Source organism: Citrobacter sp. GW821-FHT07H02, assembly GCF_059418505.1.
The window spans coordinates 39042-60404 of record NZ_JBWKPZ010000025.1; the positions used below are offsets into that span (position 1 = coordinate 39042).

Annotated in this window: 18 protein-coding genes; 11 read left to right on the top strand and 7 right to left on the bottom strand. The window is 53.1% G+C overall.

Annotated elements, in window-relative coordinates; genetic code table 11:
- Window positions 1–9: 9 nt before the first annotated feature.
- From yhdP to csrD, 7 genes are all read right to left on the bottom strand, one after another.
- The gene (gene yhdP / locus AC07NP_RS19935; protein ID WP_494661513.1) at window positions 10–3810 is read right to left on the bottom strand and encodes an AsmA2 domain-containing protein YhdP; all 3801 of its coding nucleotides are present in this window, start codon (window positions 3808–3810) and stop codon (window positions 10–12) included.
- Between the two features lie 129 nt (window positions 3811–3939).
- Window positions 3940–5409, bottom strand: coding sequence for a ribonuclease G (rng, locus tag AC07NP_RS19940; RefSeq protein WP_192613665.1), 1470 nt, complete (start codon window positions 5407–5409; stop codon window positions 3940–3942).
- Window positions 5399–5992 (bottom strand): Maf family protein, encoded by a 594-nt coding sequence (locus AC07NP_RS19945; protein WP_494661514.1) that lies wholly within the window; start codon window positions 5990–5992, stop codon window positions 5399–5401. Before AC07NP_RS19945 ends, rng begins: the two co-directional genes overlap by 11 nt.
- A gap of 8 nt (window positions 5993–6000) precedes the next feature.
- Window positions 6001–6489: a rod shape-determining protein MreD gene (gene mreD, locus AC07NP_RS19950; protein WP_162379308.1), complete on the bottom strand. Its 489-nt coding sequence runs from the start codon at window positions 6487–6489 to the stop codon at window positions 6001–6003.
- Window positions 6489–7505, bottom strand: coding sequence for a rod shape-determining protein MreC (mreC, locus tag AC07NP_RS19955; protein WP_192613668.1), 1017 nt, complete (start codon window positions 7503–7505; stop codon window positions 6489–6491). Before mreC ends, mreD begins: the two co-directional genes overlap by 1 nt.
- Window positions 7506–7569: 64 nt before the next feature.
- Window positions 7570–8613 carry a rod shape-determining protein MreB gene (gene mreB, locus AC07NP_RS19960; protein WP_000913396.1) on the bottom strand — a complete coding sequence of 348 codons (1044 nt, stop codon included), beginning with the start codon at window positions 8611–8613 and terminating at the stop codon, window positions 7570–7572.
- Window positions 8614–8920: 307 nt separating this feature from the next.
- Complete coding sequence (gene csrD, locus AC07NP_RS19965) at window positions 8921–10861, bottom strand: RNase E specificity factor CsrD (RefSeq protein WP_494661515.1); 1941 nt, start codon at window positions 10859–10861, stop codon at window positions 8921–8923.
- A 268-nt stretch (window positions 10862–11129) separates the two neighbouring features.
- Between csrD and acuI the strand changes: the two genes are divergently transcribed.
- The 11 genes from acuI to yhdJ all read left to right on the top strand — a co-directional run bounded on the left by acuI (window position 11130) and on the right by yhdJ (window position 21353).
- On the top strand, window positions 11130–12104 hold the full coding sequence (acuI, locus tag AC07NP_RS19970; RefSeq protein ID WP_494661516.1) for an acrylyl-CoA reductase (NADPH): 975 nt from the start codon (window positions 11130–11132) through the stop codon (window positions 12102–12104).
- A gap of 118 nt (window positions 12105–12222) precedes the next feature.
- Entirely contained in the window at window positions 12223–13227 is a 1005-nt protein-coding gene (gene msrP / locus AC07NP_RS19975; RefSeq protein ID WP_490469502.1) for a protein-methionine-sulfoxide reductase catalytic subunit MsrP, read from the top strand.
- Window positions 13228–13827, top strand: coding sequence for a protein-methionine-sulfoxide reductase heme-binding subunit MsrQ (gene msrQ / locus AC07NP_RS19980; RefSeq protein ID WP_494661517.1), 600 nt, complete (start codon window positions 13228–13230; stop codon window positions 13825–13827). It abuts the gene before it with no gap.
- Window positions 13828–14219: 392 nt separating this feature from the next.
- The gene (gene accB, locus AC07NP_RS19985) at window positions 14220–14690 is read left to right on the top strand and encodes an acetyl-CoA carboxylase biotin carboxyl carrier protein (protein ID WP_203359798.1); all 471 of its coding nucleotides are present in this window, start codon (window positions 14220–14222) and stop codon (window positions 14688–14690) included.
- Window positions 14691–14700: 10 nt separating this feature from the next.
- Window positions 14701–16050, top strand: coding sequence for an acetyl-CoA carboxylase biotin carboxylase subunit (accC, locus tag AC07NP_RS19990; RefSeq protein ID WP_203359797.1), 1350 nt, complete (start codon window positions 14701–14703; stop codon window positions 16048–16050).
- 108 nt (window positions 16051–16158) lie between these two features.
- Window positions 16159–16401 (top strand): YhdT family protein, encoded by a 243-nt coding sequence (locus AC07NP_RS19995; protein WP_494661518.1) that lies wholly within the window; start codon window positions 16159–16161, stop codon window positions 16399–16401.
- Window positions 16391–17842 (top strand): sodium/pantothenate symporter, encoded by a 1452-nt coding sequence (panF, locus tag AC07NP_RS20000; RefSeq protein ID WP_494661519.1) that lies wholly within the window; start codon window positions 16391–16393, stop codon window positions 17840–17842. The genes AC07NP_RS19995 and panF overlap by 11 nt, the downstream gene beginning before the upstream one ends.
- Before the next feature lie 11 nt (window positions 17843–17853).
- Window positions 17854–18735: a 50S ribosomal protein L11 methyltransferase gene (gene prmA / locus AC07NP_RS20005; protein WP_203359794.1), complete on the top strand. Its 882-nt coding sequence runs from the start codon at window positions 17854–17856 to the stop codon at window positions 18733–18735.
- Between the two features lie 359 nt (window positions 18736–19094).
- Window positions 19095–20060 (top strand): tRNA dihydrouridine synthase DusB, encoded by a 966-nt coding sequence (gene dusB, locus AC07NP_RS20010; RefSeq protein ID WP_192613679.1) that lies wholly within the window; start codon window positions 19095–19097, stop codon window positions 20058–20060.
- Window positions 20061–20085: 25 nt separating this feature from the next.
- Window positions 20086–20382, top strand: a complete 297-nt coding sequence (gene fis / locus AC07NP_RS20015) for a DNA-binding transcriptional regulator Fis (RefSeq protein ID WP_000462905.1) — start codon at window positions 20086–20088, stop codon at window positions 20380–20382.
- Between the two features lie 86 nt (window positions 20383–20468).
- Complete coding sequence (gene yhdJ, locus AC07NP_RS20020) at window positions 20469–21353, top strand: adenine-specific DNA-methyltransferase (protein WP_203359793.1); 885 nt, start codon at window positions 20469–20471, stop codon at window positions 21351–21353.
- The last annotated feature ends 10 nt before the right edge of the window (window positions 21354–21363 follow it).

Genomic DNA, 21363 nt, shown 5'->3' on the forward strand with positions numbered 1-21363 from the left:
CCCGTCAAATCATTGCGGGCTTTCTTTACGCGCCTGGCGCAGGACTTCGTTAATCTGCGGTTTGTCTACCGGACCCGTGATGCGGTAGCGCAGAATCGACACTTTGCTCCACAACGGCCCCAGCACTTTACTGGCGGCAAACACTGCCGCGCCGACAATCGGGTTAACCGCAAACGCAGCCGCCACGCCCACTGTCGCGGAGATCTCCGGCGCCACAACCGCTTCCAGATTGAGCTCCCGGCGCACCAGATTCACCGACCCCTTCATGGCGATATCGGCCTCCAGGCCATCCACCAGCGTGTCGTCTGTATTCAGGACGCCGTCTTTAATCCACGCCGTACTGCGAATGGAATCGAAATAAAAACCTTCGTTAAAGGTATCACTGAAATCAAAACGCAGCTTACGTAACAGGGCATCAAAACTCAGCAAACGCAGCAATTGACCGGCATGACCGGTGCTCAGCTCCGTGATCTCACCTTTGCCAAGATGCACTTTTAAAATACCGTTAAGCGAGGATTCTTCGGGCTGCCACGGCGGGTTACGCCAGTGCAGATCGTAATCCACATTAAACGACGCATTACGAATCGGTGTTGAGAAACCAAAGAATCCCACAGCGGCGTCAATCTTGTTACCGCGCAATTTACCTTTGAACGATGTGCGTTCACGGCCAGGGACATTTACCCACTCGCCGTCGACCGTCAGCCGGGCAAAACCGGTATCCAGCAACCCATTAGACAGCGTCAGCGTGTCGCCTTTGATGCCCACATCCCCGTCGATACGCCCGTATTTTTGTCCCCACATCCAGCACTCTTCACAACGCAGTTGTACGTCTGGCCAGCCACGGAAACTCACCCGGTCAGTCGACGAGAACGGTGACGGAGACGGCGCACTTTCGCTACTCTTCGCTACATTTGGGTTGTAATAGAGGTACTTAATATTTGCCAGCCATGGCGCGTTATTACGCATCGCCAGCGTGGCGTTGATCTCTCGCCCCTGTGCAGCAACCTGAGCGCCATTCGACGAGGGTTCTGAGACAATACTCAGGTTATTCCACTGCTGCCCGCCAAGAGACAGAGAAGGCGTACGCAGCGTAATACGCTGAGGGAAATTGGCATTGGCGCCGACATTATCTGCCGCACCTTTCTGGAACAACGCTAACCATTCTGCACCATCCATGGCCGGCAGGTTGAGTTCAACACCTTCTTTCTCCGGCAATTGCGGCGTTGTGTGGCTGTCGGTTGTCCAGATAGCACGGTCCAGCGTCAATTTGTGATTCAGCAGCCAGCGGGTATTAAAATGGTTTTTATTACCTGCGCTGCCTGTCAGGTCGAAACTTTGCAAGTTACCCGTTGCTTTAATATTCACAGGCAACGGCTCACCGGTTTGTTTATTTAACGGTGCGGGTAAGTGACTACTTACATTTCGCAGATCGCCCGTCATGTCGATGTTGTACGTCGCACCTGCGTGATACGGGAGATCGATCCCCACTTTGCCGTTCCACGCCATGCTGCCGTTTAACGCACCACTGACTTGCTCTGGCAGCACGCCCATGCGGGTTGGCTGCCAGTTGCCCTTGAGATTGACCGCAACCTGATAGGCTTTCGCGCCTTCGTTGGTAGAGAAGTCCACATTCAGCGGCTGATTAAACCAGTTCGCTGTCAGCGGTTCGCTCTTGAGATTGCCATTCACAAAACTAAATTTGCCAGTCAGATTTTTCAGCGTGCTGTCGAGCGGTTGAATGAACAAGCTGTTGTTGTTCAATGAAACATCGCCCTTCGCCGTCACCTGCTCGCCATCCAGCGGGATGTCGAGATGTAAGCGAGCATTCACATCACCGTCAATCTGGAGTTGTTCCAGCGTCGCGCCAAGAGAATCCTTCAGTGGCGTTTCGTCGAAATAAGGACCGACCGCTTTACCTGGCCCCTTGATATCCGCATCAATCAGCAGTTTTTCTTTGCTGTAGTCAGGGATATTCGCCGTCAAATTGCTGGCCCTGACGCCGCCCAGATTGACGCCATCGGTCTTCATCCACAGGCCATCGTTCAGGAAGTTGAGCTCAATATTGAGATCTGTCAGCGCGGGCCAGTCCGGCTGAAACGCAAATTTCGCATTACGCAGCGGCACCAGAACCTGGAACTGACCTTCATTATGTTTATACGGGAACAGACGTGGATTACCGCCATAGACCAGCGTGGCATTATCCGCCTGGCCACCCTGAATCGCGCCACTGAGATAATCGACCAGCGCAGTACCCATCAGGTTTTCCGGGAAGTAGCGCCAGGCCTGAGAACCGTCGTCCGTGCTGATGCCCGCCAGAATGCCTAGCCAGGGTTCATCGCCCGCTAGCTGCAGATAACGGAAACCGCCGCGCGCATGGACAGCTTTTGCCTTAACGTCAATATTTCGCCCGTCTAACTGAAAACCCTTATCGTTCTTCAGCCAGTTCAACGTCGCTACGCCGCGTTCAATTTCCAGTGGCGCGCGGAAGACGGTTTCATACGGCATTTTGGCCTGTTGCATCGAAGCCGTCAGCGCACCATTTTCAACGCTCCCCGACAGCGTACCGGAGAAATTCTCCGCACCGGGTAACAGTTTCCATTGTTTCCAGGCCAGATCATTCCATGAGGCCTGGAAGCGGGTTTTTTCAGTCGCCTGCAGGGGAATATCCAGCGCCAGGATATCAATCTTTCCGCTCGGCTGTGTGGCTTGCCAGATGTCGCCCAACGCAGGAGAGAGTTTTGTGACGACAGGGCGCAATCCGTCCATATCGGACAGTTCAAGGTTACTGGCGCGAATACGTAATTCATCACTACGTTTATTGTTCTGCCCGCCCACTTCCTGTTCCGGAACCCAGGCTAGGGTCAGCGCCCCACGCGGCCAGGGCTTGTTATCCAGCGTTATACTGGTATTCGGAATATAAAATTGCCAACCCGGTTGTGCGCGACTGATATGCGCGGTCAGATTGTCGACGGAAAGGGAGTGTGCATTATTGTCGCCCTTCCAGCTCGCTCCCCCCTGTTTAAGCCAGATATCGCCGCCGGAGACTTCGCCTTTGCTAAGCGTCATCCAACCTTCCAGGCTAAAACGTGCCGTCTGTAACGCCACATTGTCCTGCATCCATTTACCCAACCACGGCTTCACGTCGATGTCATCAGCCTGTAGCCATACCCGACCATTGTTCAGCAGCCCTTCATCGTCTCGCAGATCCATACGAACCTGCATTACGCCATGCTGTCCGGTGAGACTGGAGAGGCTAACCTGCCCTTCGGCGCGGTGTCTGTCTTTGCCGTTTAGCCAGGTAAGTTGCGGGATCGCGAGTTCAGCGCGCTGGCCTGAAAGGGTGAGAAAACTGATTTGGCTGTCGCGCAGATCGAAGTGATCAAACTGTCGCAGGAAGAGATCGCTAATGCGGTTGGTTTCAAACCCGTCACTGCTCTCGTTGCGTTGGATTGGCGTATTGGTGCGGATATTCAACTGCCAGAAGGTCAGGTCGCGAAACTGCCAGCGCATGTTCAGCAGACTTTGCCAGACATCCAGCGCCAGCGTGACGCGCTTTACGGAGAGTTCACCGCCATCTTTCAGGCTGGCGTGAATATCCTTCGCCTCGAGTGTGGGGCCGAAATTTTGCCAGCTGGCGTTCAGTTGGCTGGCTGAGACAGGGATCCCCGTCGCTGACTCAATCCGGGAAAGAATCGTTGGTCGCCAGCTGTCCAGATGGGGTAACGCAAGGCGCAGCCCACTGACCAGCAGCGCTGCGACGACAACGAGCGCGGCTCCAGTGAGCAATAAAATCCCCGGCAATCGCCTCACGCGTCTCTCCTTGTCTACCCAAAAATATGACTCACAAACCCACTTCTCCGGATGGCGGCGTGAACGCCTTATCCGGCCTACGCCTGGTTTGTAGGCCCGATAAGCGCAGCGCCATCGGGCACAGTCGTTTTACATCATGACCACGTCAAATTGCTCCTGGTTATAGAGCGGTTCAATTTGCACTTTGACCTGCTTACCGACGAAGATTTCCACTTCAGCCAACGCATGCGACTCCTCGCCTTTCAACGTCTCCGCAACGGAAGGAGAAGCATAGACCAGGAATCGGTCAGAGTCGTAAGCATGATGAACGCGGACAATTTCACGCATGATCTCATAGCAGACGGTTTCGACCGTTTTCACCGTACCGCGCCCGTGGCAAGTCGGACACTCATTGCATAGCACATGTTCCACACTTTCGCGCGTACGCTTGCGCGTCATCTCCACCAGCCCCAACTGCGAAAAGCCGTTGATGCTGGTCTTCACGCGATCTTTGCTGAGCGCCTGCTCCAGCGAATGCAGCACGCGGCGTCGGTGATCTTCATTATTCATGTCGATAAAATCGATAATGATAATCCCGCCCAGATTGCGCAATCTCAGCTGTCGGGCAATGGCCTGCGTCGCTTCAATGTTGGTATTGAAGATGGTGTCATCGAGGTTTCGATGCCCCACAAACGCGCCAGTATTAATATCAACGGTGGTCATGGCTTCAGTCTGATCGATAATCAGATAGCCGCCAGATTTCAGCTCAACTTTACGCTCCAGCGCCCGCTGGATCTCATTTTCGACATCAAAGAGATCAAAAATGGGCTGACGTCCGCTGTAGTGCTCCAGCTTACTGGTCATTTCTGGAATATATTCTGCGGTGAACTCCAGCAGCGCCTCGTAAGTCAGGCGGGAATCCACGCGGATCCGGTCGAGTTGCGCGTCGGCAAAATCGCGTAAAACACGCTGTGCCAGCGCCAGTTCGCCATACATCTGATAGCGGGTTTGCGGGCGCTTTTTGCGCTCCATGACTTTGGTCCAGACGCGTTTGAGATAGGCGGCATCTGATGCCAGATCCTCTTCGCATACCCCTTCCGCCGCCGTACGAATGATAAATCCGCCCTGCTCGTCGCAATAATCAGCGACCACATTTTTCAGGCGTTCACGTTCGGCTTCGCTTTCAATACGTTGAGAAACACCAACGTGTGATGCGCCAGGCATAAAGACGAGATAGCGGGAAGGCAGCGTAATGTCCGTGGTCAGGCGGGCGCCTTTCGTGCCGAGCGGATCTTTCACCACCTGCACCATCAGATCCTGTCCCTGACGCACTAACTCAGAGATATCACGCACGGTGAAATTTTTTTGTTCCTCACCGGCCACGCACTCGGTGTGCGGCATAATGTCTGAAGCGTGAAGAAATGCGGCTTTATCCAGTCCAATATCTACAAAAGCCGCCTGCATACCCGGAAGTACGCGACTCACACGACCTTTGTAGATATTGCCTACGATTCCGCGTCGCGCTTCACGTTCAATATGAATTTCCTGAAGAATACCGCCATCAATGTACGCTACTCGTGTTTCCGATGGCGTTACGTTTACCAACAATTCAGCCGTCATGTGTATCCCTTTTCTCACGCAGTGAGTTAAAATTACTCAGCAACTCATACGTTTCAACCAGCGGTAAGCCGACCACGGCGTGATAGCTGCCATTTATCTTCCTGACAAAACAGCCACCCAGCCCCTGAATACCGTATGCACCTGCTTTATCCATCGGTTCACCGCTGGCGATATAGCCTGCGATGTCCTCGTCGGTCAGTGCTCTGAAAGTCACCTCTGTCACCACCAGACAGTCCAGCACGCACTGGCTGTCAGCCAGTGCAACGGCGGTCATCACCTGGTGCGTTTGTCCGGACATTTTGCGCAACATCTGCGCCGCGTGCGCAGCATCACGCGGTTTTTCCAGCACTTCACCACCCAGGATAACGATGGTATCTGCGCCCAGCACCGGTAAATCACGCGGCGTTTGCGCCACGCCCGCTTGCGCCTTTTCTCGCGCCAGACGAGAGACATACTGTTGAGCGCTTTCTCCCTCGCCGCGTTTTTCTTCAACACCGGTAAGGATACGTTCAAAAGAGACGCCAAGCTGCGTTAACAGCTCCTGACGACGCGGAGAACCGGAAGCTAAATACAGAGAAGTCATAAAAACCTTTATTGCACCGCGAACTGCTGACGCACTTTACGCATCAGCAAGAATAACCATGGCCAGAGCACACCATTGACTACACTACTCCAGAATACTTCAGGTCTGAAAGAGACGTTGATCACTAAAAACTCGGACCAGAACACAATAATATCGACGACCAGAGAAAGTAGCATTACCACCAGCGCCTGTTGCCAGAGCGCCAGGTTTCTGAATAGCTGAAATTTTAGTGCGACCAAATAGGCGATAATGCTCATGGACAACGCCCGCACGCCAAGCGTTGAGCCGCTTATCAAATCCAGTATGGCACCCATCACAAACCCCGTACCGACATTTACGCGGTGCGGTAGCGCAAGAGTCCAGTACAACAAGATGAGCAGCACCCAGTTTGGCCGGAAGACGATAATGTCGTCCGGCCAGGGCATGACTTGCAGCAAAAGTGCGATCAGAAACGAGAGCCAGATAACCCAGCGTCCCTGGCTACGATAACTTGCCACTATTGCCCTCCCGGCGCGCGTGGCGGTGGCGTTGTCGCATCCGCTGGCGGTGGGGTTATCCCTGTCGCAGGAGCTGGAACGGGCGCAGGCGGCCCCATCGCGTCTGGCGCAGGAAGAACTTGCGGCATCATCTGCATCAGGCGTTCATTTGCTACACGGTGCACTTCTTCCGGTGTCATGGGGTTCGCACCGTTACGGTCAGCGCCCCACAGCAACAACAGATAACGCAGACGCTGTAAACCTGCCGTCGGACGGGCCTGAATCACGGTGTAAGCGCGCTGGGTATCCAGCTTAACGGAAGAAACCACGGCAACCGGATACCCTTCCGGGAACCGACCGCCCAGACCGGATGTCACCAGCACATCACCAACGCGAATATCGGTATTGGCCGGTAAATGCTCCAGTTGCAAATCATCCGTGCAACCATTGCCCGCAGCGATAACGCGAATATCGTTACGCAGAACCTGAATCGGCAGCGCGTGCGTCGCGTCGCAAATCAGCAGCACACGGCTGGTCAGTTTTGCTACTGCAACGACCTGACCGACCACGCCTTTGTCACTGATGACCGGCTGGCCTTCATAAACGCCGTTAACGCTGCCTTTGTCGATCACCACCTGATCGCTGTAAGGGTCGTTCACCGTTGAGATGACCTGAGTCACCATCTTTTGCTCATCCTGACGCAACGGCGATCCCAGCAGCTCGCGCAAACGCGCGTTCTCCTGTTTATATTGCCCCAGCATCAGTATTTCGCTGTTTTTCAGCAGCAATTCCTGGCGCAAGGCCCGGTTTTCAAGTTCGAGTTGGTCACGCGACGCCAGCGTTTGCGACACGCCGTCGAGCAATTCCCGGGGACCATTTGAAATAAAGTAGAAAGGACTGACGGCGGTATCCATGTACGTTCGAATTTGACTGAACGTACCCAGGCGGCTGTCGGCAATAATCACGCCGAGCGCAACCAGCACCGCCAGAATGAGGCGAATCTGTAGCGACGGACCACGGCTAAAAATGGGCTTCATAGGCTATGCGTATTCTCGTGTCAGAGCGGAAGGGCAGTCCACGGACTGCCCTGCCTGCACTCGACTACTCTTCGCTAAACAGGTCGCCGCCGTGCATGTCGATCATTTCCAGCGCCTTGCCGCCGCCGCGCGCCACACAGGTCAGCGGATCTTCAGCAACAACGACTGGGATACCGGTCTCTTCCATTAACAGACGGTCAAGGTTACGCAGCAATGCGCCACCGCCGGTCAGAACCATACCACGCTCGGAGATATCGGACGCCAGCTCTGGCGGGCACTGTTCCAGTGCAACCATCACCGCGCTCACGATACCGGTCAGTGGTTCCTGCAGCGCTTCCAGAATCTCGTTTGAGTTCAGGGTAAAGCCACGCGGAACGCCTTCAGCCAGGTTACGACCGCGAACTTCGATTTCGCGCACTTCGTCGCCCGGATAGGCAGAGCCGATCTCATGTTTAATACGCTCTGCGGTGGCTTCACCGATCAGAGAGCCGTAATTGCGACGCACGTAGTTGATGATCGCTTCGTCGAAACGGTCACCACCAATACGTACGGAAGAAGAGTAAACCACACCGTTCAGGGAGATAACCGCAACTTCAGTGGTACCGCCACCGATATCAACAACCATAGAACCGGTTGCTTCGGAAACCGGCAGACCAGCACCAATTGCCGCCGCCATCGGTTCTTCGATCAGGAACACTTCACGAGCACCTGCGCCCTGAGCGGATTCACGAATCGCACGGCGTTCAACCTGCGTCGCGCCAACCGGAACACACACCAGTACGCGAGGGCTTGGACGCATAAAGCTGTTGCTGTGCACTTGCTTGATAAAGTGCTGGAGCATTTTTTCAGTCACGAAGAAGTCAGCGATAACGCCGTCTTTCATTGGGCGAATCGCAGCGATATTGCCCGGCGTACGCCCCAGCATCTGCTTCGCATCATGACCTACTGCAGCCACGCTTTTTGGTGAGCCGGCACGATCCTGACGAATGGCCACAACGGAAGGCTCATTCAATACGATGCCTTGTCCTTTTACATAAATCAGGGTATTCGCGGTACCCAGGTCAATGGACAGGTCATTGGAAAACATGCCACGAAATTTTTTCAACATACTAAGGGATAATCCTGAAAGCTGGGGCGGAAAACAAAATCCGCTTACTTTACCAACCACACGCAGCAGCGACAAGGCGCAAAAATCATCTGCTACGGTGAAAATTAGTGCAGTTCGTTTCCTTTGTTACAAATCTCTGCCTGAGTCCCTCAGGGCTGAGTACATCAGCAGCCATCCTCGCCCGCGTTTGCAACCTGTCAAAGGTCATTCACCTGCATATTTGCTGCAACAATCTGGCGAGCAGACAAGCACACCCCCATGAGGCACAGCGCGCGTTATTCTACGTGAAAACAAATTAAACGGCAGGTTAAACCGAGTATCTTTGCGAATATTTTTTCACGTTTGTGTCAAGTGGCTGTGATGAGGCAAAAAAATCGCCCTGTCCACCCGCCACTCCGCGCTCGGTCAGTGTGCGCCACTCGCTACGCGATCGAACGCCCGTGGCGTAAACCTGCGTATGGGTGCCCGTGCAAGCCTCCACCAGACTTTGAACCAACAGTTGGTTCTCTGTTCGCTTCTCAATGTTTCTTACCAGGCTGGGATGCAGCTTGAGTAATTCGACATTGAGTTCTTTAATCCAACTGGTGCTTACCAGCGTCAAACCAGCCTGCGTAACCGCCACCCTAACGCCAAGCGCGTTCACCAGACGAATCACCGGCTGTAACCGGCTGATGTGTTGACACACATCAGCCTCTGCAAGTTCAATAATTATGCGTTTGCGATACGATTTTTCACATTGCATCAAGGTATCACGCAACCAGCGCTGGAAACGGGGACGAATTAACGACTCCACCGTCACCTGCATGGCCAGGGATTCTTGCGGCCAGTACCCTAATAATGGGATCAGGCGGCTGATCTGCAGGCGGTCGTACTCTTCCGACAAGCCAAACTGCAGCACCATCGGCATGTATTCCGCGGCAATCACCTCTTCTTCGCCATCAAAAATGCGGCACATCAGCTCCCGATGATGCACACGGCCTTCGCGCGTCACCGCCGGTTTTTGATAAATTCGTGGCCCGCCGCGAGTCAGCATCTGCTCAATGAGTGTCCGCCAGCGCACGTTGCCACGGCCTTTTTCCGGCAGGGAATCGTCATAAACAGCCCAACTGTTCCCTCCCTGCAATACAGCATTGCGGGTGGCGGCTTCAGCATGTTCCATCACTTGTTCCGTTGACTGCCCGCTGCGCCAGGCGCAAATACCGATATGCATCATATCGTCCCGATCGAGCATTTTATTCACCGGCAACGCATCGACCGCTTTTAGCAGTTGCCCGGCAATACTTTCAGATTCTTTCAATGTGCGGTGCGGTAATAAAACGGCGAAGTCGCTGCGGTGATAGCGCGCCAGTAGCGACCCCGGGTAGCGCATGATGAATGTCGAGAGCAGATTAATCAGCATGAACAGTTGCTCTTCGGCAAGGTTACGCCCCCCACTGTCGCGCAGAAGATTAAAGTCAGGCAGGCGGATCATCATCACCACGCCATGCGCGCCAACCTTCTCCTGGTCTTCCAGCAACGTCGCCAGTTGGTTATCAAAAAACAGGCGGTTACCCAACCCTGTTTTTATATCCTGCGCCGCGTAGGAGCGGATCAGCGTGTCCAGTCGACTGCGTTGTTCGCGGGCATTCTGAATTTCAGAGAGCAGCATGTCGAGCGCGCTACTGGTTCGCGCTGGCCACTCATACACTGAACCACGCACGTTTGGCCCACGCTCGCCGTTTAAAATGCGCGTCGAGCGCACCTCCAGCAATTCCTGGCCGAAAAGCTGACGCTGCAGCCAACGCACCGCCAGAAACAGCATGAGAATAATGAATCCAATCGCCAGCGTCAGCGGTGCGGTGGTCATCAGCGAATGGAAATAATTGCCCATCGGATCCTGGTACACCAGATGCAATGACATTCCGGGTTGCTTCATCAAAGGCACCGTCAGCTCGCGATAAAGATTATTGGTGCCTGCCGGACGATAACTGCTGTGACGTGAATAGCTGTAAACCTGCCGGGTTCCCTGCAGAAGATCAGCGCGCACAATATCGGCCGACATCATCAGTTCGTTAACCTGGGGCGTCAATGTGACGAAATCGCTGGAGACGAGACGGGTATCGATCGCCGTGGCAACCGCCTGAACGCGGCTGGCGTACTTGTACTGAATCGCGTTGTAGAAACTCAGCGAGCAGCCAATGAGCGTCACGAAGATCGTTAGCCCAGTGAGCAACGTAACAAAAGCTGAAAATTTCGTCGTTAATCGCATCCTTGTGTTAACTCCGATAGTTATAAAACTGCATAAGAGTGATAAAGCGACGCGAAAACGCAAAACTAAATACGAAATCCGCCCTGTTGCGCAAAGTGTGCGGGCATACTACCAAATCAGGTATATCTGGCAATTTATTGCGCTGAATCGACATCACGTTTTAATTAGCGAGTATAGTCTTCGTAGATAATTTTCCAATCCACGATGCCCACTGGATTTCGGGTTGCCGCTTGAAAAACGACGGGCACATGCAAATTGAGGACAGGTTATGCAGGCTTTGATCTTAGAACAGCAGGACGGTAAAACCCTCGCATCCGTTCAGACCATTGAGGAAAGTCAGCTGCCGGAAGGTGATGTGACGGTGGACATACACTGGTCGAGCCTGAACTACAAAGACGCACTCGCTATCACGGGCACAGGTAAAATTATCCGTCATTTTCCGATGATTCCTGGAATTGATTTCGCAGGTACGGTTTGCGCAAGCGAAGATCCCCGTTTCCATGCTGGGCAAGAGGTGCTACTGACCGGCTGGGGAGTGGGTGAAAACCACTGGGGCGGTCTGGCAGAACGCGCACGGGTGAAAGGCGACTGGCTGGTTGCCCTTCCACAAGGGCTGGATGGCCGTAAAGCAATGGTCATCGGCACCGCCGGATTTACGGCAATGCTGTGCGTAATGGCGCTGGAAGACGCGGGCATTCGTCCTGAAGACGGCGAGATTGTAGTCACTGGCGCCAGCGGTGGAGTGGGCAGTACCGCCGTTGCGCTACTGCATAAGCTGGGTTATCAGGTCGCGGCGGTGTCGGGCCGTGAAAGTACCCATGACTATCTGCGCAGCCTTGGCGCTAACCGCATTCTCGGCCGCGATGAATTTGCCGAATCTCGCCCGCTAGAGAAACAGCTCTGGGCTGGCGCAATTGATACTGTCGGCGACAAAGTGTTGGCAAAAGTGCTGGCGCAAATGAACTACGGCGGCTGTGTCGCCGCCTGCGGACTGGCGGGAGGGTTTACTCTGCCCACCACGGTGATGCCGTTTATCCTGCGCAATGTGCGTTTGCAGGGCGTGGATTCAGTTATGACCCCCGCTGCTCGCCGTGCGCAAGCATGGGCACGCCTGGCAAACGATCTGCCGGAATCCTTCTATACACAGGCAGCAACGGAAATTACCCTGGCTGACGCACCGAAGTTTGCGAATGCTATCATTAATAACCAGATCCAGGGCCGCACGCTGGTGAAGGTAAAGTAAGGGCGCACGCATCAGAAATTTACACTTTATTAACTAAATTTCGCAGCACATTGACAGACTTCCTGCCATAGTAACTACGCGCCACCCGTGAGCCATGGCGCGTATACCGGGGTCTGTTATGAAAAAAATACGTCCATTTACAGAAGCCGATGTCACTGCCGAATCGGCTTTTTTTATGCAACGCCGCCAGGTCCTCAAAGCGTTAGGGATCAGCGCTGCGGCCCTGTCACTACCCGCCACTGCCCATGCCGATCTCCTGGATTGGTTTAAAGGCAACGATCGCCCGCCAGCACCTGCCGGTAAGCCGCTGAAATTCAGTAAGCCTTCCGCCTGGCAAAACGATCTGCCGTTAACGCCAGCCGATAAAGTCTCCGGCTATAACAACTTCTACGAATTTGGCCTGGATAAAGCAGACCCGGCGGCCAATGCGGGCAGTCTGAAAACCGATCCCTGGACCCTGAAGATCAGCGGTGAGGTGGCGAAACCCTTAACGCTGGATCATGACGCGCTAACCACGCGTTTTCCGCTGGAAGAGCGCATTTACCGCATGCGTTGCGTTGAAGCGTGGTCCATGGTCGTCCCCTGGATTGGTTTTCCTCTGCATAAATTGCTGGCGCTGGTTGAACCCACCAGCAACGCCAAATATGTCGCGTTCGAAACCCTCTACGCGCCCGACCAAATGCCGGGGCAAAAAGATCGTTTTATTGGCGGAGGGCTGAAATATCCCTACGTTGAGGGACTGCGTCTGGATGAAGCGATGCACCCGCTCACGCTGCTCACCGTCGGGGTATATGGCAAAGCGCTCCCTCCGCAAAACGGTGCTCCTATCCGTTTAACCGTACCGTGGAAGTATGGTTTTAAAGGGATTAAGTCGATTGTAAGTATCAAGTTGACCCGTGAGCGCCCTCCTACCACCTGGAATCTGGCCGCCCCTAACGAGTACGGTTTTTATGCGAATGTGAATCCACAGGTCGATCACCCTCGCTGGTCGCAAGCGACAGAACGTTTTATCGGTTCAGGCGGTATTCTTGATGTGCAACGCCAACCTACACTTCTGTTCAACGGTTATGCCGATGACGTTGCCGCTCTCTATCGCGGTTTGAATTTGCGGGAGAATTTCTAAGTGCGATTGTCGGTAAAACAGATAACTGTGCTGAAAGTGCTTTTACATCTCGCCGGTTTATTACCGTTTTTGTGGCTCGTTTGGGCAGTGAACAACGGGGGATTAAGCGCTGATCCCGTCAAAGATATTCAACATTTTACCGGTAGGACTGCACTGAAATTCCTCCTGGCGACCTTGCTCGTCACCCCTCTGGCGCGCTACGCTAAACAGCCATTATTGATACGCATCCGTCGCTTATTAGGGCTATGGTGTTTCACCTGGGCGACGCTGCATTTGACCAGCTATGCGACGCTGGAGTTAGGTATTAATAATCTTGCGCTGTTCGGTCGCGAGTTGATTACGCGCCCCTATTTGGTGCTGGGGATTATCAGTTGGACTATATTGTTGGCCCTCACATTAACGTCCACGCAGGCTGCACAACGAAAACTGGGTAAACGCTGGCAACTTTTGCACAACTTCGTCTATCTTGTGGCGATTCTTGCGCCCATTCATTACCTGTGGTCGGTAAAAATTATCTCCCCGCAACCGGTCATTTATGCGCTGCTTGCGTTCGCGCTTTTGGCATGGCGTTACAAGAAGTTCCGCCAGTGGTGGCGGTAGTTGCCGGATATGTGCGGCTTGTTGCAAAACACAGACTCTCTGATGGCGTTTACAGGTTAGCGGTTGATTATCTTCCCTGATAAGACCAGTATTTAGCTGCCAATTGCTACGAAATCGTTATAATGTGCGACTTTGGTTTCCCTGACAGTGTTTTTAAGCCGCTGAAAAGGTGACATTCGCGCATTGAAGGTATATTTTGTTTTTTGCCGGAGGATTGCAGAAGATCGCAGCACAATGTCCGACAAGTCTCACATCACAACGTGAGGCCAAATATACCGGCGTCCCGATCTGACTGGAGATTCACTTGATGCCAGCGTCGGGACACACGCTTTACAGACGGCAGTAAAACTGCCTGTCACAATCACACTAAACAAAGAGTACGGAACCCACTCATGGATATTCGTAAGATTAAAAAACTGATCGAGCTGGTTGAAGAATCAGGCATCTCCGAACTGGAAATTTCTGAAGGCGAAGAGTCTGTACGCATCAGCCGTGCAGCGCCAATGCAAAGTTTCCCAGTGATGCAACAAGCTTACGCTGCACCGATGATGCAGCAGCCAGCTCTGTCTAACGCTGTCGCCACAGCGACAACTCCAGCGATGGAAGCGCCTGCCGCAGCGGAAATCAGTGGTCACATCGTACGTTCCCCGATGGTTGGTACCTTCTACCGCACGCCGAGCCCGGATGCAAAAGCGTTCATCGAAATCGGTCAGAAAGTTAACGCGGGCGATACCCTGTGCATCGTTGAAGCCATGAAAATGATGAACCAGATCGAAGCCGATAAATCCGGCGTGGTGAAAGCGATTCTGGTCGAAAGTGGTCAGCCGGTAGAATTTGACGAGCCGCTGGTCGTCATCGAATAACGAGGCGAACATGCTGGATAAAATTGTTATCGCCAACCGCGGCGAGATCGCACTGCGTATTCTTCGTGCCTGTAAAGAACTGGGCATCAAGACTGTCGCTGTGCACTCAAGCGCGGATCGCGATTTAAAACACGTATTGCTGGCGGATGAGACGGTCTGTATTGGCCCAGCTCCGTCCGTAAAAAGCTATCTGAACATCCCGGCTATCATCAGCGCCGCTGAAATCACCGGCGCGGTGGCAATTCATCCGGGTTACGGCTTCCTCTCTGAGAACGCCAACTTTGCTGAGCAGGTTGAACGCTCTGGCTTTATCTTCATCGGCCCGAAAGCCGACACTATCCGCCTGATGGGCGACAAAGTGTCAGCAATCACCGCAATGAAAAAAGCCGGTGTCCCAACCGTACCTGGCTCTGACGGCCCTCTGACTGACGACATGGATGCTAACCGTGCACATGCTAAACGCATTGGCTACCCGGTTATCATCAAGGCGTCTGGCGGTGGCGGTGGTCGCGGTATGCGCGTTGTGCGTAGCGATGCCGAACTGGCGCAGTCCATCTCCATGACAAAAGCTGAAGCGAAAGCCGCCTTCAGCAACGACATGGTTTACATGGAAAAATACCTGGAAAACCCACGCCACATCGAAATTCAGGTGCTGGCTGATGGTCAGGGTAACGCTATCTATCTGGCAGAACGTGACTGCTCCATGCAGCGTCGTCACCAGAAAGTGGTCGAAGAGGCTCCAGCACCGGGCATTACGCCGGAACTGCGTCGCTACATCGGTGAGCGCTGCTCTAAAGCGTGTGTCGATATCGGCTATCGCGGTGCGGGTACTTTCGAGTTCCTGTTCGAAAACGGCGAGTTCTACTTCATTGAAATGAACACCCGTATTCAGGTTGAACACCCGGTTACCGAAATGATCACCGGTGTTGACCTGATCAAAGAGCAGCTGCGTATTGCTGCCGGTCAGCCTTTGTCAATCAAACAGGACGAAGTTGTGGTTAAAGGCCATGCGGTAGAATGCCGTATCAACGCCGAAGACCCGAACACCTTCCTGCCAAGCCCGGGTAAAATCACGCGTTTCCACGCGCCGGGTGGTTTTGGTGTACGTTGGGAATCTCATATCTACGCCGGTTACACCGTACCGCCGTACTATGACTCAATGATCGGTAAGCTTATCTGCTACGGCGAAAACCGTGATGTGGCGATTGCCCGCATGAAGAACGCCCTGCAGGAGCTGATCATCGACGGTATCAAAACCAACGTTGAACTGCAGATGCGTATCATGAGCGACGAGCACTTCCAGAATGGTGGAACCAACATCCACTATCTGGAGAAGAAACTCGGTCTGCAAGACAAGTAAGCATGCGCTAACTGAAAAAGGCCGGATTATCCGGCCTTTTTTATTTCTGGGGGGAGTTATGCCCCATCATGTACAATCCCCGCTTTCTTCATCCACAAGGGACAAAAAATGGACAAACGTTTTGTTCAGGCCCATAAAGAAGCGCGTTGGGCGCTGTGGCTGACCCTTTTATATCTGGCGGCTTGGTTAGTAGCTGCTTACTTACCTGATTCGGCGCTGGGCATTACCGGACTGCCGCACTGGTTTGAAATGGCCTGTCTGCTAACGCCGCTGGTCTTTATTTTACTCTGCTGGGCAATGCTGAAATTTATCTATCGCGATATTCCTCTGGAGGATGACGATGCAGCTTGAAGTCATTTTGCCGCTTGTTGCTTATCTTCTGGTGGTCTTTGGCCTCTCGGTCTACGCCATGAGAAAAAGAGCCACCGGCAGCTTCCTGAACGAGTATTTTCTCGGTAGTCGCTCGATGGGGGGGATTGTCCTGGCGATGACGCTGACCGCCACCTACATCAGCGCCAGTTCATTTATAGGCGGCCCCGGCGCCGCCTATAAATACGGGCTGGGTTGGGTGCTGCTGGCGATGATCCAGTTACCTGCAGTCTGGCTCTCGCTGGGCATTCTCGGTAAAAAATTTGCCATCCTGGCACGACGTTACAACGCCGTGACGCTTAACGATATGCTGTTTGCCCGTTACCAAAGCCGTCTTCTGGTGTGGCTGGCAAGTATCAGCTTACTGGTGGCCTTTGTGGGCGCAATGACCGTGCAATTTATTGGCGGCGCGCGTCTGCTGGAGACAGCGGCGGGGATCCCTTACGATACCGGCTTGCTGATTTTTGGTATCAGTATCGCGCTGTACACTGCATTTGGTGGTTTTCGCGCCAGCGTGCTCAACGACACCATGCAAGGCATGGTGATGCTGATTGGCACAATCGTCCTGCTGGTGGGCGTGGTGCATGCTGCAGGCGGTTTAAGCCACGCCGTAGAAACGTTGCAAACGATCGATCCGAAGCTGGTGTCACCACAGGGTGCGGACGATATTCTGTCGCCAGCCTTTATGACCTCGTTTTGGGTGCTGGTCTGTTTCGGCGTTATCGGCCTGCCGCATACGGCGGTGCGCTGCATCTCCTATAAAGACAGTAAAGCAGTGCACCGGGGAATCATTATCGGCACAATTGTGGTGGCGATCCTGATGTTCGGTATGCACCTGGCCGGTGCGTTGGGCCGTGCGGTCATCCCCGACCTGACGGTGCCCGATCTGGTTATCCCAACGCTGATGGTCAAAGTGTTACCGCCCTTTGCCGCAGGGATCTTTCTGGCGGCCCCCATGGCGGCGATCATGTCGACGATCAACGCCCAGTTGCTGCAAAGTTCCGCTACGATCATTAAAGATCTCTATCTGAACATTCGCCCGGAACAGATGACCAATGAAACACGGCTCAAGCGGATGTCGGCGGTGATCACCCTTTTGCTCGGCGCGCTGCTGCTCCTTGCCGCGTGGAAACCGCCCGAGATGATCATCTGGCTGAATCTGCTGGCATTCGGCGGGCTGGAAGCGGTGTTCTTGTGGCCTCTGGTACTTGGCCTGTATTGGGAACGCGCGAATGCGGCAGGCGCATTGAGCGCCATGATCGTCGGTGGTGTGTTGTATGCCGTACTGGCCACCTTTAATGTTCAGTACCTGGGCTTCCACCCTATTGTGCCCTCGTTGCTGCTAAGTTTGTTGGCTTTCCTGGTCGGGAACCGTTTTGGTTCACCCGCCCCACAAGCCTCCGTATTGATTACTGATAAATAAAGAGTTTTGCTATGCCTTGGATCCAACTGAAACTGAATACCACCGGTGCGAATGCTGAAGAGTTAAGCGATGCGCTGATGGAAGCGGGCGCCGTTTCTATCACCTTCCAGGATACGCACGATACGCCGGTGTTTGAACCGTTGCCGGGCGAAACCCGTCTTTGGGGCGATACGGATGTGACTGGCCTTTTCGACGCCGAAACCGACATGAAAGAGGTGGTGGCCATCCTTGAGAACCATCCTCTGCTGGGTGCGGGCTTCGTGCATAAAATCGAACAGCTTGAAGACAAAGACTGGGAGCGCGAATGGATGGATAACTTCCACCCGATGCGCTTTGGTGAACGTCTGTGGATTTGCCCAAGCTGGCGCGATGTTCCGGATGAAAACGCCGTTAACGTCATGCTGGACCCGGGTCTGGCGTTTGGTACCGGTACGCACCCTACCACCTCATTGTGCCTGCAATGGCTGGATGGACTTGATCTGAACGGTAAGACGGTTATCGACTTTGGCTGTGGCTCCGGCATTCTGGCTATTGCGGCCCTGAAACTGGGCGCAGCAAAAGCGATCGGTGTGGATATTGACCCACAGGCCATTCAGGCCAGCCGTGACAATGCCCAACGTAATGGCGTATCCGAGCGCCTGGAACTCTATTTGCCAAAAGACCAGCCAGAAGCCATGAAAGCCGATGTGGTCGTGGCAAACATCCTGGCAGGCCCATTACGCGAACTGGCGCCGTTAATCAGCGTACTGCCCACTGAGGGCGGTTTACTGGGACTTTCTGGCATCCTCGCCAGTCAGGCAGACAGTGTTTGTGAAGCGTACGCCGATCTCTTTACCCTCGACCCCGTGGTAGAGAAAGAAGAATGGTGTCGTATTACCGGCCGTAAAAAGTAATACATTTGGCGTGGTTATTCGACCACGCCTCTTGTCCCGAGAGGGGGGCGGGATTGTCCTGTAATGAGGCCGCGATCACAGAGTCAGACGATAATTTGCTGATTAATTCAGCAGATTATCTTGTTTGCGCACTTCTCAATGAAGAAAAAATGAGAAGTTACGCAAAATTGCAGACGTATAAATTTCCCGCGTAAATTTATAACTAAATGATTTATATAATCTATTAATAATTACCGTCCGCTTTAACTGCGATTCTTTGATCCACCTCAGAGGATTGGTCAAAGTTTGGCCTTTCATCTCGGGCAAAAAATGCGTAATATACGCCGCCTTGCAGTCACAGTATGGTCATTTCTTAACTCATGCGCATCGGACAATACCAGCTTAGAAATCGCCTGATCGCAGCGCCCATGGCTGGCATTACTGACAGACCTTTTCGGACGCTGTGTTATGAGATGGGAGCAGGTTTAACAGTATCTGAGATGATGTCTTCTAACCCGCAAGTGTGGGAAAGCGACAAATCTCGTTTACGGATGGTGCACGTTGATGAGCCAGGAATTCGCACGGTGCAAATTGCCGGTAGCGACCCTGTTGAAATGGCTGATGCCGCACGTATTAACGTGGAAAGCGGCGCCCAAATTATTGATATCAATATGGGGTGTCCGGCTAAAAAAGTGAATCGCAAGCTTGCAGGTTCAGCCCTACTACAGTACCCGGATCTCGTGAAGTCGATACTCAACGAGGTCGTCAGTGCTGTGGACGTTCCTGTCACTCTCAAGATTCGCACCGGTTGGGCTCCGGAACACCGTAACTGCGTAGAGATTGCCCAACTGGCTGAAGACTGTGGCATTCAGGCTCTGACCATTCATGGACGCACCCGCGCCTGTTTGTTCAATGGAGATGCTGAGTACGACAGCATTCGGACAGTTAAGCAGAAAGTTTCCATTCCGATTATCGCGAATGGCGACATAACTGACCCGCATAAAGCCAGAGCTGTACTCGACTATACGGGGGCGGACGCCCTTATGATAGGCCGTGCAGCTCAGGGAAGACCCTGGATCTTTCGGGAAATCCAGCATTATCTGGACACTGGGGAGTTGCTACCCCCCCTGCCTCTGGCAGAGGTTAAGCGCTTACTTTGCGCGCACGTTCGGGAACTGCATGACTTTTATGGTCAGGCAAAAGGGTACCGAATTGCACGTAAACACGTCTCCTGGTATCTCCAGGAGCACGCTCCAAATGACCAGTTTCGGCGCACATTCAACGCCATTGAGGATGCCAGCGAACAGCTGGTGGCGTTGGAGGCATACTTCGAAAATTTTGCGTAAACAGAAATAAAGAGCTGACAGAACTATGTTCGAACAACGCGTAAATTCTGACGTACTGACCGTTTCTACCGTTAACTCTCAGGATCAGGTAACCCAAAAACCCCTGCGTGACTCGGTTAAACAGGCACTGAAGAACTATTTTGCTCAACTGAATGGTCAGGATGTGAATGACCTCTATGAGCTGGTACTGGCTGAAGTAGAACAGCCCCTGTTGGACATGGTGATGCAATACACCCGTGGTAACCAGACCCGCGCTGCCCTGATGATGGGCATCAACCGTGGTACGCTGCGTAAAAAATTGAAAAAGTACGGCATGAACTAATTTCGATTAGCTAATTGCTTGTTTAAAAAGGCGCTACTCGGCATGGGGAAGCGCCTTTTTTATTCGCATCACACAGGAGTTTAACCATGAATGCTGGATTTGCCCCCAACTACTATGGCGATGAATCTAAAAAAATAATCCATGGTGATGCGCTGACTGAACTGAAAAAACTGCCCTCCGGCAGCGTCGACCTGATCTTTGCCGATCCCCCTTACAACATCGGAAAAGACTTTGATGGCATGGTCGAATCATGGAACGAAGAGGTTTTTCTTACCTGGCTGTTCGAATGTATCGATGAGTGCCACCGGGTACTGAAGAAACAGGGCACAATGTATATCATGAACAGCACCGAAAACATGCCGCATATCGATCTTAAATGCAGAAAGCTGTTTGATATTAAAAGCCGTATCGTATGGTCATACGACAGCTCAGGTGTGCAAGCTAAAAATTTCTTTGGTTCGATGTATGAACCGATCCTGATGATGGTTAAAGACCCCAAAAGTTATACCTTCAATCGGGAAGACATTTTGGTTGAAGCCAAAACCGGCGCCAAAAGAGCGCTGATCGATTACAGGAAAAACCCGCCGCAACCCTACAATCAGCAAAAGGTGCCCGGAAATGTCTGGGACTTCCCACGGGTGCGTTTCTTGATGGATGAATACGAAAACCATCCAACGCAAAAACCCACGGCACTGTTAAAGCGGATCGTGCTGGCCTCCTCAAATCCGGGTGATACCGTATTGGATCCATTTGCAGGGAGTTTCACCACCGGAGCCGTCGCGGTAGACGCGGGGCGAAAATTTATCGGTATCGAAGTCAATAATGAATACGTCAAAATGGGTCTGCGAAGACTGAGTATCAGTTCGCATTATTCGGAAAAAGACCTTGAAAAAGTGAAAAAGCGGAAGACGAAAAACCTGTCAAAAAAGAGCCGTAATACAGAAACGACGGGTGTGGATTCAACGAATTAAAAGCATTGTA